This window comes from Bifidobacterium sp. AGR2158 (assembly GCF_000424225.1).
Taxonomy (GTDB): Bacteria; Actinomycetota; Actinomycetes; order Actinomycetales; family Bifidobacteriaceae; genus Bifidobacterium; species Bifidobacterium anseris.
The window spans coordinates 62,077-75,645 of the sequence record NZ_AUJM01000011.1 but is presented as its reverse complement, the minus strand read 5'-3'; the positions used below and the strand labels follow the sequence as shown (position 1 = coordinate 75,645).

General features: G+C 62.7%; 12 protein-coding genes. 7 read left to right on the top strand and 5 right to left on the bottom strand.

What is annotated here, in order from left to right:
* Nucleotides 1–50: 50 nt before the first annotated feature.
* Together G606_RS11070 and G606_RS09320 are read left to right on the top strand one after the other, a co-directional pair.
* Nucleotides 51–215 carry a hypothetical protein gene (locus tag G606_RS11070; RefSeq protein ID WP_155802698.1) on the top strand — a complete coding sequence of 55 codons (165 nt, stop codon included), beginning with the start codon at nt 51–53 and terminating at the stop codon, nt 213–215.
* Between the two features lie 17 nt (nt 216–232).
* Nucleotides 233–1,432 carry a sensor histidine kinase gene (locus G606_RS09320; RefSeq protein ID WP_101671032.1) on the top strand — a complete coding sequence of 400 codons (1,200 nt, stop codon included), beginning with the start codon at nt 233–235 and terminating at the stop codon, nt 1,430–1,432.
* Here the strand turns inward: G606_RS09320 and G606_RS0100720 are convergent.
* The 4 genes from G606_RS0100720 to G606_RS0100705 form a co-directional block, all read right to left on the bottom strand.
* Nucleotides 1,407–2,039, bottom strand: a complete 633-nt coding sequence (locus G606_RS0100720) for a response regulator (protein WP_165778694.1) — start codon at nt 2,037–2,039, stop codon at nt 1,407–1,409. The genes G606_RS09320 and G606_RS0100720 overlap by 26 nt on opposite strands.
* A 174-nt stretch (nt 2,040–2,213) precedes the next feature.
* Complete coding sequence (locus G606_RS0100715; RefSeq protein ID WP_133120880.1) at nt 2,214–2,999, bottom strand: hypothetical protein; 786 nt, start codon at nt 2,997–2,999, stop codon at nt 2,214–2,216.
* Between the two features lie 89 nt (nt 3,000–3,088).
* A complete protein-coding gene (locus G606_RS09315; protein WP_155802695.1) occupies nt 3,089–3,880 on the bottom strand; it encodes a hypothetical protein in 792 nt (263 codons plus the stop codon).
* A gap of 96 nt (nt 3,881–3,976) precedes the next feature.
* The gene (locus G606_RS0100705; RefSeq protein WP_026644388.1) at nt 3,977–4,315 is read right to left on the bottom strand and encodes a hypothetical protein; all 339 of its coding nucleotides are present in this window, start codon (nt 4,313–4,315) and stop codon (nt 3,977–3,979) included.
* Between the two features lie 262 nt (nt 4,316–4,577).
* Here G606_RS0100705 and G606_RS0100700 point away from each other — a divergent pair, with 262 nt between their 5' ends.
* The 3 genes from G606_RS0100700 to G606_RS0100690 are packed head-to-tail and all read left to right on the top strand — an operon-like array spanning nt 4,578 to nt 7,383.
* A complete protein-coding gene (locus G606_RS0100700) occupies nt 4,578–5,663 on the top strand; it encodes a hypothetical protein (protein WP_051198261.1) in 1,086 nt (361 codons plus the stop codon).
* A 2-nt stretch (nt 5,664–5,665) separates the two neighbouring features.
* Entirely contained in the window at nt 5,666–6,298 is a 633-nt protein-coding gene (locus G606_RS0100695; RefSeq protein WP_034523286.1) for an ATP-binding cassette domain-containing protein, read from the top strand.
* Entirely contained in the window at nt 6,295–7,383 is a 1,089-nt protein-coding gene (locus tag G606_RS0100690; protein WP_026644385.1) for a hypothetical protein, read from the top strand. Before G606_RS0100695 ends, G606_RS0100690 begins: the two co-directional genes overlap by 4 nt.
* Nucleotides 7,384–7,760: 377 nt before the next feature.
* On the opposite strand, the gene G606_RS0100685 is transcribed toward G606_RS0100690, so the two are convergent.
* Nucleotides 7,761–8,405 (bottom strand): LuxR C-terminal-related transcriptional regulator, encoded by a 645-nt coding sequence (locus G606_RS0100685; RefSeq protein WP_026644384.1) that lies wholly within the window; start codon nt 8,403–8,405, stop codon nt 7,761–7,763.
* Nucleotides 8,406–8,919: 514 nt separating this feature from the next.
* On the opposite strand from G606_RS0100685, the gene G606_RS0100680 reads away from it, so the two are divergent.
* Both G606_RS0100680 and G606_RS11350 read left to right on the top strand, forming a co-directional pair.
* The gene (locus G606_RS0100680) at nt 8,920–9,555 is read left to right on the top strand and encodes an ECF transporter S component (protein WP_026644383.1); all 636 of its coding nucleotides are present in this window, start codon (nt 8,920–8,922) and stop codon (nt 9,553–9,555) included.
* A gap of 896 nt (nt 9,556–10,451) precedes the next feature.
* On the top strand, nt 10,452–13,328 hold the full coding sequence (locus G606_RS11350; RefSeq protein ID WP_231371384.1) for an ATP-binding cassette domain-containing protein: 2,877 nt from the start codon (nt 10,452–10,454) through the stop codon (nt 13,326–13,328).
* Nucleotides 13,329–13,569 lie beyond the last annotated feature (241 nt).

Below are 13,569 nucleotides of genomic sequence, written 5' to 3'. Positions count from 1 at the left end.
ACCACGGATGATCCCGAATGGGATCATCACGAATAAAGGAGAAGATCATCATGTCCATTGCCTCCATCATCGCCTCCATCGGTCTGGTATGCTCCATGCAGGCCGCGCCGGCCGCCTCCATGCAGGTCGACACGATGGACGCCGCGCCGACCACGGCCGAATCGGGCAGGGGCTGCAATGCGTTCCTGCATTGGCTCGGCCTGTGCCTGATCTGAGGCAGGGCGCACGCGCAATGACGTCGAAAGGACGCGGGATCAGGCGCATCCGGCACCCATACATCGCTTTCTTCATCATCGTGTTCTCGGTGCTGTATGAGCTGAACGTATGGGTGTACGCGATGCCCAAGCCCTCCGCCGGCACCATGGTGTGGCTGATGGTGGCCCAGGCCATCGTCGTATGCTGCTACTGGTTCCCGGTGTGGGCGTCCGTCGCGGTGCTGCTGCTCAACGGCGTCGGCGAATACGCCATCCCCGGCTACGGGCAGTTCACGGCCTACTTCCTGTTCCTCGCCGTGGTGCTGATCAGTTATAAGACATCGACCAGGATCGCCGCGGCCCTGTGGTTCGTCATGGCCGCATATACATGCATAGAGACGAACGTCAAGCTGGGCTCCTTCTCCCCCTACGGCTGCACGGCGTTCTGCATGGTGTATCTCGCCATGGTCGTCGTCGGCCGGTTCCTGGCTTGGAACGACCGGCGCAACGAACAGCTGCGCAAAGCCGTGGAGCTCGAAGTCAAGGTCAGGCAGCTGGAATCGAACCAGTATCTGGCCGCCTACCTGCATGACGCCCTGTCCCAGGAGCTCGCCCTCATCTCGATGGAGGTACAGCTGAGGAACGCCGATCCGGGCAAATCGGACGACGAGCGGTGGGAACGCGTCGGGGAATACGCCAGCAACGCCTTAGGCGACCTGCGTGGGATCATCATGCAGCTGCGTGATGATTCGATGTCGCTGCGGTTGTCCGACAGTCGGGACGAGGACATCGCCACGGTACTGAAAAATCAGGGGAAAGCGGGCGACGAACTGCTGCATCGGCATGGATTCGCCGGCGACACCGAGGTGGATGTCATGCGCGACGCGAACGTCCATGATCGGGAGATCGACGGACTGGTCATGCTGATCTGCCACGAGATCTACGCCAACATCCTCAAACACGGCGACGCCGCGGGGCGATATCAGGTGCGCATGGAGGAGACCGCCGCCCATGTACGCATCGTCTACGAGAACGACATCGCCGAATCGAGCGAAGCGAAGATACAGGGAGGCAACGGCATCCGCGTCCTGCGCTCGCTCATCACGTCGATGGGTGGTACATTCAGCCATGAACGGGTGGACGGCGTTTGGAAAGGCTACGTCGAACTGCCGATCAGCGGAGATGACCGCGTGCCACACCTGGATGCCGTCGTCAACGTCCGTTCAGCAGCAGCCTGACGACGTTCTTGGGTGAGCCTACGCCGTATTTGGCGGCGATGTTGCGCATATAGCCGCGTACGGTGGAGGCGCTCAGCCCCATGTGCGCGGCGATGGTCGCACTGTCCGCGCCATACTGCCGCATCAACGCGAAGGTCTCCTGTTCCTGAGGCGTGAGTGGATTGCGCGGCGCGGGGAGTGTACCGTGGTCGGCCTCGCCGGATCGGGTCGCCTCCATGATTGCGGCATGCGCGTCGCGGGCGGTTCGGAATCCCCTCGTCGTACCGTCCTGAATAAGCAGTTCGATGAGCTTGGGCAGGTATGCCAGCTGTTCCTTCTGCATCAGTCCCTGCGCGCCCGCCGCCGTGATCTCGTCGAGATAATGCTCCATCGCGATGCATGTCATGCCGAGCACGGGGGTGTGGTCGTTGATGGTGCGAAGCTGTCTGCAAATTGCCGGACCCGACTGGGGAATGAGGTGCATGTCGAGGAGCACGATATCCGATCCGTCGCACTGCGTCACCACATCATGTTCATTGCCGCGCAAGGTGTGGATGCTGATGTTCGGACATTGCAACCTCAGATAGCTGGCGATGTTCTCCGCGGCGCGCGGATCGTTCTCCACCATCATCAGATGCATGTCTTCCTCCCTCCTATGAAGCATGTTCATGCCATCCCGATTTCGGCGTGCTCATGCCAGCCATGGCGCAGACGGGCGGATCCGTCTGCGCCATGGCTTTTGATGATTCCACTATCTATTATCTATTTCTACTATCTATTGATATTCATTAGCCGATATTCATCAGCCGAACGGCTTCCATGGGTTGGTGTCGTCGGTGTACATCTGATTGGCGTTCGCGACCAGACAGGTGACGACGTCACCGTTGCCGAGATCCAGCCTGTACTGTCTGCGCGCCTGCTCGTAACGGTCGGGGTCTTCGGAATGCTGCGATAGATATGTTTCGTAGGAGGCGTTGTCCCGGCGGTATTCGGCAGCCGTGTACGAGGATTCGGCGGCGTGTTTACGGTGCAGGCAGTCGACGGCCGCCTCCTCGTTGTTGGAGAGCATATCCGGATTGGCTATGCTGTAGCGGTACATCTCGTCCACTGCGACATAATGGTTCGAGCATGCGTGCATATCCGCCATCAGCTTGTCGCGTTCCTCCTCGGTCAGCGTCGAGCTGTCGGTGGATTTGATCGGACTGTACAATCCGTTGGCGTACCGAGGCAGATCGGGCTTGGTGTATCCCTTGTCGACGAGGCACTGTTTGTAGTTCTCCCACGCCTGCTCGTAATCCGCTTTGCTGACGATGCCGTCATGCGCGAGCGCCCGCTGCAGCATGTCCCGCTGCTGCTGGCTCATGCGGTCCGCCTCGTCGCTTTGGTCGTCGAGCTCAAGCAACGTGTTGATGCGTTCCGTGAAGGATGAGGCCAGCTTCGCGTTGGCGCCTGCATCGGATACGTCGGATTGTGGTGCGGTCGTCGCGCCGTCCACGTCGGTCTGGTTGTGGCCGTTCGTGCATGAAGCCGTCGTGACCAATACCGCGATGGCGAGCACCGCGAGCTTCCATCCATGTGAGTTCCTCATCATCTCACCTTCTTCATGCGTTGACGTCCGATGGAGTGTGTGGGTGTCGTCCGTTATGCCTTCATGATTCCCTCATCATGGCGTGGACGTTATTGGTTGTTGTTGCGGAATGGATGCCACACACCCTCATCCGATTCGGGCGCCCATGTCTTCACGTCATGCCCATTGGTGGCGAAGCAGTATTGCACCTGACTGTCGTAAAAGTCAAAGGAATAGACCTCCTGTGACTTTTGCCAAGCTTCTTTGGGGGGATACTGTTCCGGGTTTGCCGAGTACTCCTCACCGCTTTGCTCGAATTCCTTCTTGAACTGTTGTGCGGTGTAGGAGGGATCCACCAGTTCTTTGCGTTTGAGGCAGTCCACGAAGCCTTCATCACGGTCGGCGTACAGCTGTGGATTGCCTAAGGACAATCGGTACATCTCATCCACCGACTGATACTCGCTCAATCTGCAGGCATCTGAATCATCTTGGGCCTTATGCAGGGCGTCTTCTCCTCGGTCGTCGGCGTCGGTCACTGTTGTGCTGCCGCGGATCCCGTCGGAATATATGGTGCTGGTAGGGGCCGCATAACCTTTATCGATGACGCACTGTTGGTAGTTGCTCCATGCTTGATCGTAATCAGTTTTGGACACTTTGCCGTCATGGTCAAGGGCTCTTTTGAGAATCGCTATTTGCTTCTCGGACATCGGCTGTGCCATCGTATCATTCATCGCAAGAAGATTCTGAATGCGCTCGGAAAGCGATGACGCGATTTTTGCGGAGGCCACCTCAGTGGATGAGCCAGTGGGTGCGTGTTGGGGTGATGCGTTGACGGTGCCGCAGCCGGTGAGGATAAGGAGCCCTGCTGCCAGGACCGCGCAATATAGTCGTTTGGTATTCATCGTCTGGTATCCATTACTATAAATAATTGGAATTCCGTCAGGTTGAATCGATTGATGTTCTGATTCAACCTGACGGAAATATTGATGGTATTCAAATCAGGACACTACATACCTGACGTAGTCTCCGACGGTGAGATCGGTGCCGGTCTGGACGGCGCTGCACCCCATGCCGGGGTTGCCGACGCTGGACGCCTCCGTGGAATGCCCGTCCTGCTTTGCGTAGCATTTCGTGGTATGTGACATGGAACTCAGCGTAATGTACGAGCGTTTGGCGGCGGCCGTATAGCTGCCGCGGTAGTAACCGTTCTCGATCACACCACTGCTGATCGGGTAGTAGGTAGCACTTGCCGCGTTGGCCACGGATGCGCAGCTGAGGGCGACGCCGGCGGCCAGCAGTGCGGACACCGTACCTTTGACGAAGGATTTCACTTTCATGACTCCTTCTCCTTTCTTTCTTCGTAGGACTTCTTCGTCCAATTGTTGTACATCGATTCCCTGCATCGATGTCGAGTACAGCATGGCATTGCATATCGGATGGCGTCAACCGACTTGCGCGTTTTGCGTATATGCGACACGCCGGGGGACCCATATGCGCAAAATGCGTAGATTGGTTGCATTGCGCGTTTATCGCCTGTATCACTGAACGATAAATACACGGAACGTAACGGCAGGGAAGCCGGTCGGAGGGGGAAGACCTATGGTTCATCAGGGAACGAAGCAGCGCAAGCGGCGTAACATGAGACATGGCGTCGCGGCATGGACGTGGGTGCTGCTCACGGCGATCACCGTGGCCGCACTGACCGTATGCGCATGCGCGTTATGGCTGCCGGACAGGGCTCCGGTCACATTGGGCGCCGCGAGGACGCTGACGTCGGCGGGTGCCAGCGTACAGGACTACTCCGGCGCGCAACAGGTCAACGTGGTGCCCACCATCTCCGCGGACAAGGAACTGCTCGGCAATGCGTCCGGCATCGTGACGGAAAACTGGACGGATGATGAGATTCGCTCGGGCACGCGCGTCTACCAGGTCAACGACAGAGTGGTCGTGGCGCTGCATACGGACACGCCGCTGTTCCGGGATCTCAAGACCGGCGACAAGGGCGAGGACGTGCGCTCGCTCAATGACGAACTGAGCAGGTTGGGATACGATTCGGTGCCCGGTTCGGATGTGTTCAATTGGAATACCGGCAACGGTTGGAGACAGCTGATGATCGACTCGGGCAACGCCGGCACCGAGGAGCTGAGCCTCGCCGATACGATGTGGATTCCCGCAGACGTGGTCAATGTGCGCAACTGGAGCGCACAGCAGGGCGCCACGGTCAGCGCGGCGACCGCGATCGGCACGGTTCCCGGCACGTTGACGAAGCTCACGATCCGTGGCGGCCGGCCGTCGGATCAGGAACGCAGCATCACCGTGTGCGGCGTGACCTCGGCGTTGCCGGCAGGCAGCGTGGAGATCACCGACGCCGAGACACTGCGGCAGATCGCGCAGACGGAAGCCTACGCCAGCAAGACGCCGGAGGAACGTGCGGCGGGCATAGACGCCCAGGTGACGTTCGCCAACACCATCCAGGTATTACGTGTGCCGGCGGCCGCGGTGTTCGACGTCGATGGCACGGCCGCGTGCATCGCCGTGCGCAACTCCGATGACGTCTCCGCGATGCCTGTGCAGATCATCAGCAGCGAGCTCGGCGCGAGCCTCGTGCAACCGGTCAACGGGAACGTCGGCCAGATCAAGACCGTAGTGATCGGGCCGCAGCTCAACACGTTGCATTGCGAGTGATCATGCAGTTGGTTGTGGAGGATTTGGCGCATCGTTTCGCCGGCACCGATCTGTTGTTCGAACATCTGAGCTTCACTGTGCAACCTGGCAGTACCGTGGCCATATGCGGGCCGTCCGGCTGCGGCAAGTCCACGTTGCTGTCCATTCTGGCCGGGTGGGAGAAGCCGTACGCCGGCTCGGTCAGACGTGAGGAAATCACGCGCACCGGTTGGGTGTTCCAGAACCCGTATGGCGTGGCCAACCGCAGCGCGCTGGACCATGCGGTGTTCCCGTTGCTCGCCAAGGGGATGACCCGCCGACAGGCCGAACCGCAGGCGTTGGAAGCCATGGGGATGTTCGATCTTGAATACGCCGCCGACAGGCGGTTCAGTGACCTGTCCGGCGGCGAGGCGCAGCGGCTCATGCTCGCACGGGCCGTGTGCTCGCATCCGGACATGCTGCTTGTGGACGAGCCCACCGCCCAATTGGACACGCGCACCGCGCACTCGGTGAGTCATGTGCTCGGCAATCTGGCCGGACAGGGCATGATCGTGCTCGTGGCCACACATGACCCCGATACGCGGGACGCCTGCGGGCGCATCATCGATCTGGCGCACTATGCGCCACGGGAAGACGAGGAGGTGCAGCAGCCATGAAGATCCGTTCGGTGTTCTCCGAAGCCATGCGCAACATCGACTCCGGTACGGCGCACGCCGTCGTCCTGTGCCTCGCCGTGCTGCTGTGCGGCGTATTGTTCGGCGGCTATGAGGCATACGACATCATCACGATGCAGCAGGAGGTGCAGACGCGCGTGAATGCGCTGGCCGACGCCGACATGATCGCCACGGACGGCGGTGTGGACGGCGTGGCATGCGATGGGCTGCCGGAGGGTACCGCAAGCGCTGGCATGCATGCGGGCGCCGTGGATGCCGGCGCGGAGATTGCGTTGCTGTCCACGCCGGGCAAGGCGCTGCAGTCGTTCGAAGTCAGTCCGGGCATGCTCGAGCTCATCGCATCCAATGATGCGCACATCACGAAGGTGGATACCTCCGGCGTGTGGATTCCCGAAGACGTGGCACGTGACTTCGGCCTGAGTGAAGGAAGCCGTGTACAGACCAGTCAGGGCGTCATGGAAGTCGCACAGGTGTATGCGTGGCCCAATGACGGACGCGACACCCGGTTCTCATACACGTTCCTGATTCCGCGGCAGGCTTCGGGGGAGCGGTTCAACGAATGCTGGGTGAGGCAATGGCCGCATTCGCAGGAGGCGAGTGACCTGATGTACTCCACGCTGATCGCCGACGGCCGCAGCATGCAGGCGGCAGTCATCGGCGTGAACAAGGGATTCGACGCGCAATACGACCCGTACAGGACGTATGTCGCGCGCGCCACCCGATGGGTGCCGGTGCTCGCCGCGTTGTGCGGCGTGGCGATCGGCGTCTATGCCGTGCAACGCAGACGTCTGGAATATGCCGGCGCGCTGCATTCAGGCCAGTCCAAAGGCGCGCAGCTGTTGGGCATAGGGGTGGAGGCGTTCGTCTGGTCGGCGCTGGGTGCCGTGAGCGCCTGCGCGCTGATATGCGCCTACTGCGTGCGGATGGCGCCGTCCGATGCGCAGACGGTCATCCAGACCGCATGCAGGGCGCCGTTGGCGACGGCCGCCGCGGTGATCATCGCGGCCGTGGTCACCGGTCTCACGGTGCGCCAGTCGCAGCTCTTCAAACTGTTCAAGCATCGTTGACCCCCCAAAAGCATCGCTATGGGCGGCGCGTGCGTTGCTCTTATGGGCAGCGCGTGCGCCGCCCTAGTCTTACGGGTAGCAGTCGCGGAATCTTACGGGTAGCACAAGCGCATCGTTACGGGCGGCTGTCGTGAAATCCTACGGGTGGCACGGGTCGGAGGGGTCGGTGCATGCGGCGTCGACGATACCACGGGCGGCGGCGCGGAAGCGTCGCATCGCCTATCAAGATGACAGGGACAATGCGCGGATGACGTACGCGAGCAATGCATGCGCGCATACGAGGTCGCGTATAAGCGGCAGTCGTTGTCGCGAATATCGGCACGTTTCCATCAGTCGATTCGTCGACATCGACAGCGGCGGACGGTGATGCGCGGACGCTACCGCTTGCGACGTCGCAGCAGCAGACGCATGAGGTCCTTCGTCGTCGGCAGATTGAGTTTGCAGCGGATCGCACGGATGTGGGTGCGCACCGTCGAAGGTTTGACGCCGAGCTGCTCGGCGATCCGCGACGGATCGTTGCCGTATTCGCTCATGAGACGGTACACGGTGCGTTCGGTCGGCGTCAGCGTGTTGAGCCGATCCTCGTCGCCCGTCGCCTCCGCGCGGGCGTCGCGCTCAAGCACGGCACGCTGCGCGGCTTCCGGGGGCAGATATCCCGGCTCGGCGCCGCCGCGCAGCAAGAGTTTGACCATCGTCAGCAACTTGCTGAGCTCCTCCTTGTGCGCGAGCCCCTGACCGCCCGCAGCGCGGAACTGCTTGTCATAGTAGGCCTTCGGGAAGCAGGTCATGCCGAGCACGGGCGTGCGTCCATTGGTTCTGCGCAGCCTCGCGCACAGCTCGGGGCCTGATTCGTTCAACAGCTGCATGTCCATCACAACGAGGTCGGCGACGTCGCATTCCTCGATGATGTTCTGCTCGGTGCCGCGCAGCTGATGGATGATCGCCTGGGGATAGGCGGATCTGATGAATCCTGCGACGCTGTCCGCGGCGCGCGGGTCGTTGTCCACGATGATGAACTGCATATCGGCCTTCCGTTAGGTGCGGCATGCGGCTGCACGTCCTGCCGCCCATAAGATCATACGATACTGAGCATGACTATAGTCGCCGTGGCGATTGTCGGCGTCGCGTGAACATCACGTGAACATCACGTGGACGATGCGTGGACGATGCGTGGGCGATGCGTGGGCGATGCGTGGGCGATGCGGGGACGTTGCGCGGGCGTTGCACGAATGTCGAACAGATCCCGAACAGGGACGTCGAGTGACGTCGAGTGACGTTGCGCGGACGTTGCGCGGACGGTGTCGCTCGGCGCGGCGGCGACGTCGTCCACGGTCGGCGGGTCGTCATAGACTTTTGGGCGACACGGGGGCTGACGTCCGCACGATGACGCATCGTGCGGACGCCGGCTGAGAGAGGGCGTACCTCGACCGATTGAACGTGAATCCGGACAATGCCGGCGCACGGACGTCGTAGATTTCCCGTGCCTGAACATCCATGGCGATTCGTCGCCATGGCGAGACAAGAAAGGCACAAGTTATGTCTGCTTCCATCATCGAAGCGAAACCGAATATGAAATGGCGTGTCGTCGACATTGCCGTGGCTTCCGTCGTGGGCGTCGCGTCCGCGCTGATCTACTGGCTGGTCGCCTTCTTCTCCGCGGCCCCGTGGGGGTTTCTCGAGGCCGTCGTACCGGGGCTCGCCGGCATCATCAACGGATTGTGGCTGTTCGCCGGCCCTTTGGCGGCGATCATCGTGCGCAAGCCGGGTGCGGCGCTCTACGCGGAGCTCGTCGCCGGCGTGCTTGAGGCGCTCATGGGCAACATGTGGGGCGGCGTGAGCACCTTCCTCATCGCCTTCGCCCAGGGTCTGGGCGCCGAAATCGGCTTCGCGGTGTTCCTGTACCGCAAATGGAACCTCGGCACGACGGTGCTTTCGGGCGCGTTGAGCGGCGTCGGCTGCTGGGCGTACTCATTCTTCACGAACCTGCAGGCGATCGATGTTGGAAAGACGTACGGCGTCGTCTATCTGCTGGCGACCGTCGCCTCCGGTGCGCTGATTGCCGGCGTCGCGATGTGGTACCTCTACATCGCGATCGCGAAGACGGGTGCCCTCGACGATTTCGAATCGGGACGCCGGATCCGTCGAGCGAAGAAGACGGCGCTCGGCAGGTAGCGGACGTGGGCGTCGCGGGACGACGGTCGCGGTGGCGGAGGTCAGTGTACTCAGGAGAAACGGGTAGCGATCTTCGCCGTTACTGGCAGCTGTCGTGCTACGGGCAATCGTCGGCATCGGCGAATTCATCGCTACGGGTGGCAGTGTTCGACGATCGTCGCCGCTGTCGGATTCGCCGTACAGGGCCGCGAGTCGCAGCCGTCATCTGCATCCGTCGCTACGGGTGGTACATCGGAGGGTACCGCCGACGCGTACGGGTAGCGCCATGGGACACGTCGTTTTCGACTGTGGTCGACGCTTACGGGCAGTGCATCGGGGGATGTCGCCCGTAAGACCACGGAAGCGAACGATGCATGACGCGATGCGGATGTGGCGGTGCGATGCGGAAGGTGCACGTCGCCTTTCCGCAGATCCTACGGGTGGCACATCGCAGGGTGGCGCCCGTAACGGATGGTGGACGACGCGTCGGCGGGATGCTGCCCGTAGCAGTGGTGCTGCCCGTAACGGAACGCTACCCATAGCGGAAGCGCTGCCCATAACGGAGGTACTGCCCATAACGATAGGACTGCTCGTAACGGAACGCTACCGGTAATGAGAACGCTGCCCGTAGCGGTGGTGCTGCCCGTAGCGGCGGTACTGCCCGTAACAGTGGTGCTACCTGTAACGGAACGCTACCGGTAGCGGTGAAAGTGACGGGCGGTTCGCCGACGGGTGCCACCGGTAACGTTAGGGGCGGCACCTGCCGGCGCAGGTCGGCGGCGAATGCGCAACGAGTTCAAGCAAAGGAAACGATTCGAGTGCCTCAGACAAACGAACACACGACCACGTCGGCGACGCGTGTGGCCGATCGCGCGAACGGAGAGGAACACGAAGTGCGCCGTGGCGGTACGCTGCGCATGCGCAAATGGGGATACCGCCACGCGTCACGCGAACGATTTGCCGTGCGCGGCCTCGACCTGACGATCGATGCGGGCGAGCATGTGCTGCTGCTCGGGGCGTCGGGAATCGGCAAATCGACGATCCTCGAAGGAGCTGCGGGACTGCTCGGCGACGAGGACGCAGCCACGCTCGCCGAACACGACGGCGACGAGCCCGTCATGGACGCGGACGGCGGCGTCACCGAAGGCGTCATCGACATCGATGGCGTCGAAGTGCACCGCGCGCGCGGCGCCGTCGGACTCGTGCTCCAGGATCCGGACGCGCAGGCGATCTTCCAGCGCATCGGCGACAACGTGGCGTTCGGTCCGGAGAACCTCGACGTGCCACGCAAAGAGATATGGGAGCGCGTCGACGCGTCGCTGAACGCAGTCGGACTCGGAGGACTGCAGCTCGACCGCTCCGTCATGCATCTGTCGGGGGGACAGATGCAGCGTCTCGCGCTCGCCGGCGCGCTTGCGATGGAACCGAAGGTGCTGCTGCTCGACGAGCCGACGGCGAACCTCGATCCCGACGGCGTCGTGCAGATCGTCGGCGCCGTACGCGACGTGCTCGAACGTACGGGATGCACGATGGTGCTCGTCGAACACCGCGCCGACCGCTGGATCGACCTCATCGACCGCGTCGTCGTGCTCGGCCTCGAAAAAAACGACGACGAACGCGCCGTCAGCCAGCAGGGATACGACGACGAGATCGCGCGCGACGGCTTTCGCAACACCGTCGTCATCGCGGACGGCACGCCGGACGAGGTCTTCGGCGACGAGACGATCGACTTCGCCGAACTCGGCATCTGGGTGCCCCAACGCTACCGGCGGCAGGGCGACGAGATCACGCGGATGCACGTCGACGGCGAGCCCGACTGCGACCCCGCGCGCGGCCGCGGCGACATCGTGCTGAGCACCGACGACCTCGGCATCGGCAGGAACGGCGACGCCATCGCCAAACACATCGGCGTGTCGTTCCGCCCCGGGCAGATCACGGCGCTCGTGGGCGCGAACGGCGCCGGCAAATCGACGTTGTCGCTCACGCTCGCGGGACTGCTCGAGCCGGTCGTCGGGCGTGTCGTGGCCGGAGCATCGCTCGCCGAAGGGACGCACGGCGCATGGCCGATCGACTGGAGTTCGACGGAGCTCGCGTCGCGCATCTCGTACGTGTTCCAGAATCCGGAGCATCAGTTCGCGTGCTCGAGCGTTCTCGATGAGGTCATGCTCGGGCCGCGACGCACCGGCATCGACGAGGAGACGGCGCGTGCGCGCGCGCAGGAGCTGCTCGCGCGTTTCCATCTCGCGCAGTACGCGGATGTGAACCCGTACACGCTTTCGGGTGGCGAGAAACGACGGCTCACCGTGGCCGCCGCGCTCGCCGCCGCGCCGAAGGTGCTCATCCTCGACGAGCCGACCTTCGGGCAGGACCGGCGCACCTGGATGCAGATCGTGCGGCTCATCCTGAGTCTGCGCGGCGACGGCGTGAGCATCATCGTCGTGACGCACGACCGCGAGCTGGTGACCGCGCTCGGCGCGAGGGTCGTCGAACTCGTCGCCGCCGAAGCGGGCGGCTGTCGCGTTACGGGCGGTGCGCGCAGTGCTGCCGGTAGCGATGTTATGGGTAGTGCTGCCGGTAGCGATGTTACGGGTGGCGGCGCTGCCGGTAGCGACAACGATGCTGCGGATGACGATGATTCGGACGACCGTGTCGTTACGGGTAGTTGTGTCGTTACGGGTAGTTGTGTCGTTACGGGTAGCGGTGTTAGGGGTGGCGCTGCCAGCGGTGCTGCTGATAACGTCGACGCGGTTACGGGTAGTCGTGTCGCGCCGAAGCGCGCCGTCGTCGGCATCGACGATGCCGATGCTGCTACGGACGGCATAGGGAGTGCCACCCGTAAGCGTGGATGTGTCGACGATGATGAACGTGCCACCCGTAAGCGTGGGCGTGTCGACGATGATGATGAAAATGTCGACGTCGTGGCGGCGTCGGCGGCGTCATCGACCTCGAAGACGACGGATGCGGCGATGCACGGCGAGCAGATCGTGCAGGTGAGCGCCGTCAACGAACGGCACGATCGCATCAAGCCGGCGAGTCGTTCGCCGTATCTGGCGTCGCTCAACCCGGTGTTCCGGCTCGGCGGCGCGTTCCTGGCGTCGCTGCCGCTTCTGCTCAGCCTCGATTGGGTCTCCGCCACCGTTGCGCTTGCGGCGGAATTCCTCGTGCTGATGATCATCGGTTTCACGCCGTGGCGGGTGATCAAATCGACATGGCCGATCTTCATTGGTGCGCCGGGATCGGCGCTCGCGGTGCTGCTGTACGGCAAGCAGGGCGGCGACGTCTGGTGGCAGTGGGGGTGGATCGCCGTCACCGACCGTTCCGCGCAGCTGGCGCTCGCTACGGCGCTGCGCATCCTCGCAATCGGCATTCCGGCGATCATCGCCGTGCTCGGCATCGACGCGACCGACCTGGCCGACGGATTCAGCGAGCTGCTCCATCTGCCCGATCGTTTCGTCTACGGCGGATTGGCGGGAATGCGGCTGTTCTCGGTGCTTCAGGATGATTGGACGGCGCTCACGGCGTCGCGGCGCTCGCGCGGACTCGGCGACGACAACAAGGTCGCTGCGTTCTTCCCTCAGGCGTTCGCGTTGCTTGTGCTGTCCATCCGCAGATCGACGACGCTGGCGACGGCGATGCAGGCGCGTGGTTTCGGCGGCGTCGCCCCGCGCAGCCACGCGCGTGTGAGCGAAGTGCATGCGCGCGATTGGTGGTTCCTTATCGGTTGCGCCGCGCTGCCGACGATCGCATTGGTGAGCGCCGCGTTCGCCGGGACGTTCTCGTTCATGGGCAACTGAGAGCTCGCCGCATGTGTCGTGTGCAGTGTGCGGCGTGGGCGAATGGAGAGGACGCGCGGTGTCGATACGGCGGCAAGCCGCGTCGACACCGCGCGTCGTTATCGGTGGTTGTCGTTATCGGTAGCGCGTGCAGTGCTACCGGTAGTTGTTGCTACCGGTAGTGCGTACGCCGTTATCGGTAGCACGTGTGGCGCCGATAACGGATGCGCTGCCCGTAGTGACTACTGCCGGTAGTGACTAC

Bases quoted from the DNA above. Each gene is read 5' to 3' on its own strand.
- G606_RS0100695 (WP_034523286.1), top strand. From the start codon at position 5,666: ATGCAGTTGGTTGTGGAGGATTTGGCGCATCGTTTCGCCGGCACCGAT.
- G606_RS0100715 (WP_133120880.1), bottom strand. From the start codon at position 2,999: ATGAGGAACTCACATGGATGGAAGCTCGCGGTGCTCGCCATCGCGGTA.
- G606_RS09320 (WP_101671032.1), top strand. From the start codon at position 233: ATGACGTCGAAAGGACGCGGGATCAGGCGCATCCGGCACCCATACATC.
- G606_RS0100700 (WP_051198261.1), top strand. From the start codon at position 4,578: ATGGTTCATCAGGGAACGAAGCAGCGCAAGCGGCGTAACATGAGACAT.
- G606_RS09315 (WP_155802695.1), bottom strand. From the start codon at position 3,880: ATGAATACCAAACGACTATATTGCGCGGTCCTGGCAGCAGGGCTCCTT.
- G606_RS0100680 (WP_026644383.1), top strand. From the start codon at position 8,920: ATGTCTGCTTCCATCATCGAAGCGAAACCGAATATGAAATGGCGTGTC.
- G606_RS0100705 (WP_026644388.1), bottom strand. From the start codon at position 4,315: ATGAAAGTGAAATCCTTCGTCAAAGGTACGGTGTCCGCACTGCTGGCC.
- G606_RS0100685 (WP_026644384.1), bottom strand. From the start codon at position 8,405: ATGCAGTTCATCATCGTGGACAACGACCCGCGCGCCGCGGACAGCGTC.
- G606_RS11070 (WP_155802698.1), top strand. From the start codon at position 51: ATGTCCATTGCCTCCATCATCGCCTCCATCGGTCTGGTATGCTCCATG.
- G606_RS11350 (WP_231371384.1), top strand. From the start codon at position 10,452: ATGCGCAAATGGGGATACCGCCACGCGTCACGCGAACGATTTGCCGTG.
- G606_RS0100690 (WP_026644385.1), top strand. From the start codon at position 6,295: ATGAAGATCCGTTCGGTGTTCTCCGAAGCCATGCGCAACATCGACTCC.
- G606_RS0100720 (WP_165778694.1), bottom strand. From the start codon at position 2,039: ATGGTGGAGAACGATCCGCGCGCCGCGGAGAACATCGCCAGCTATCTG.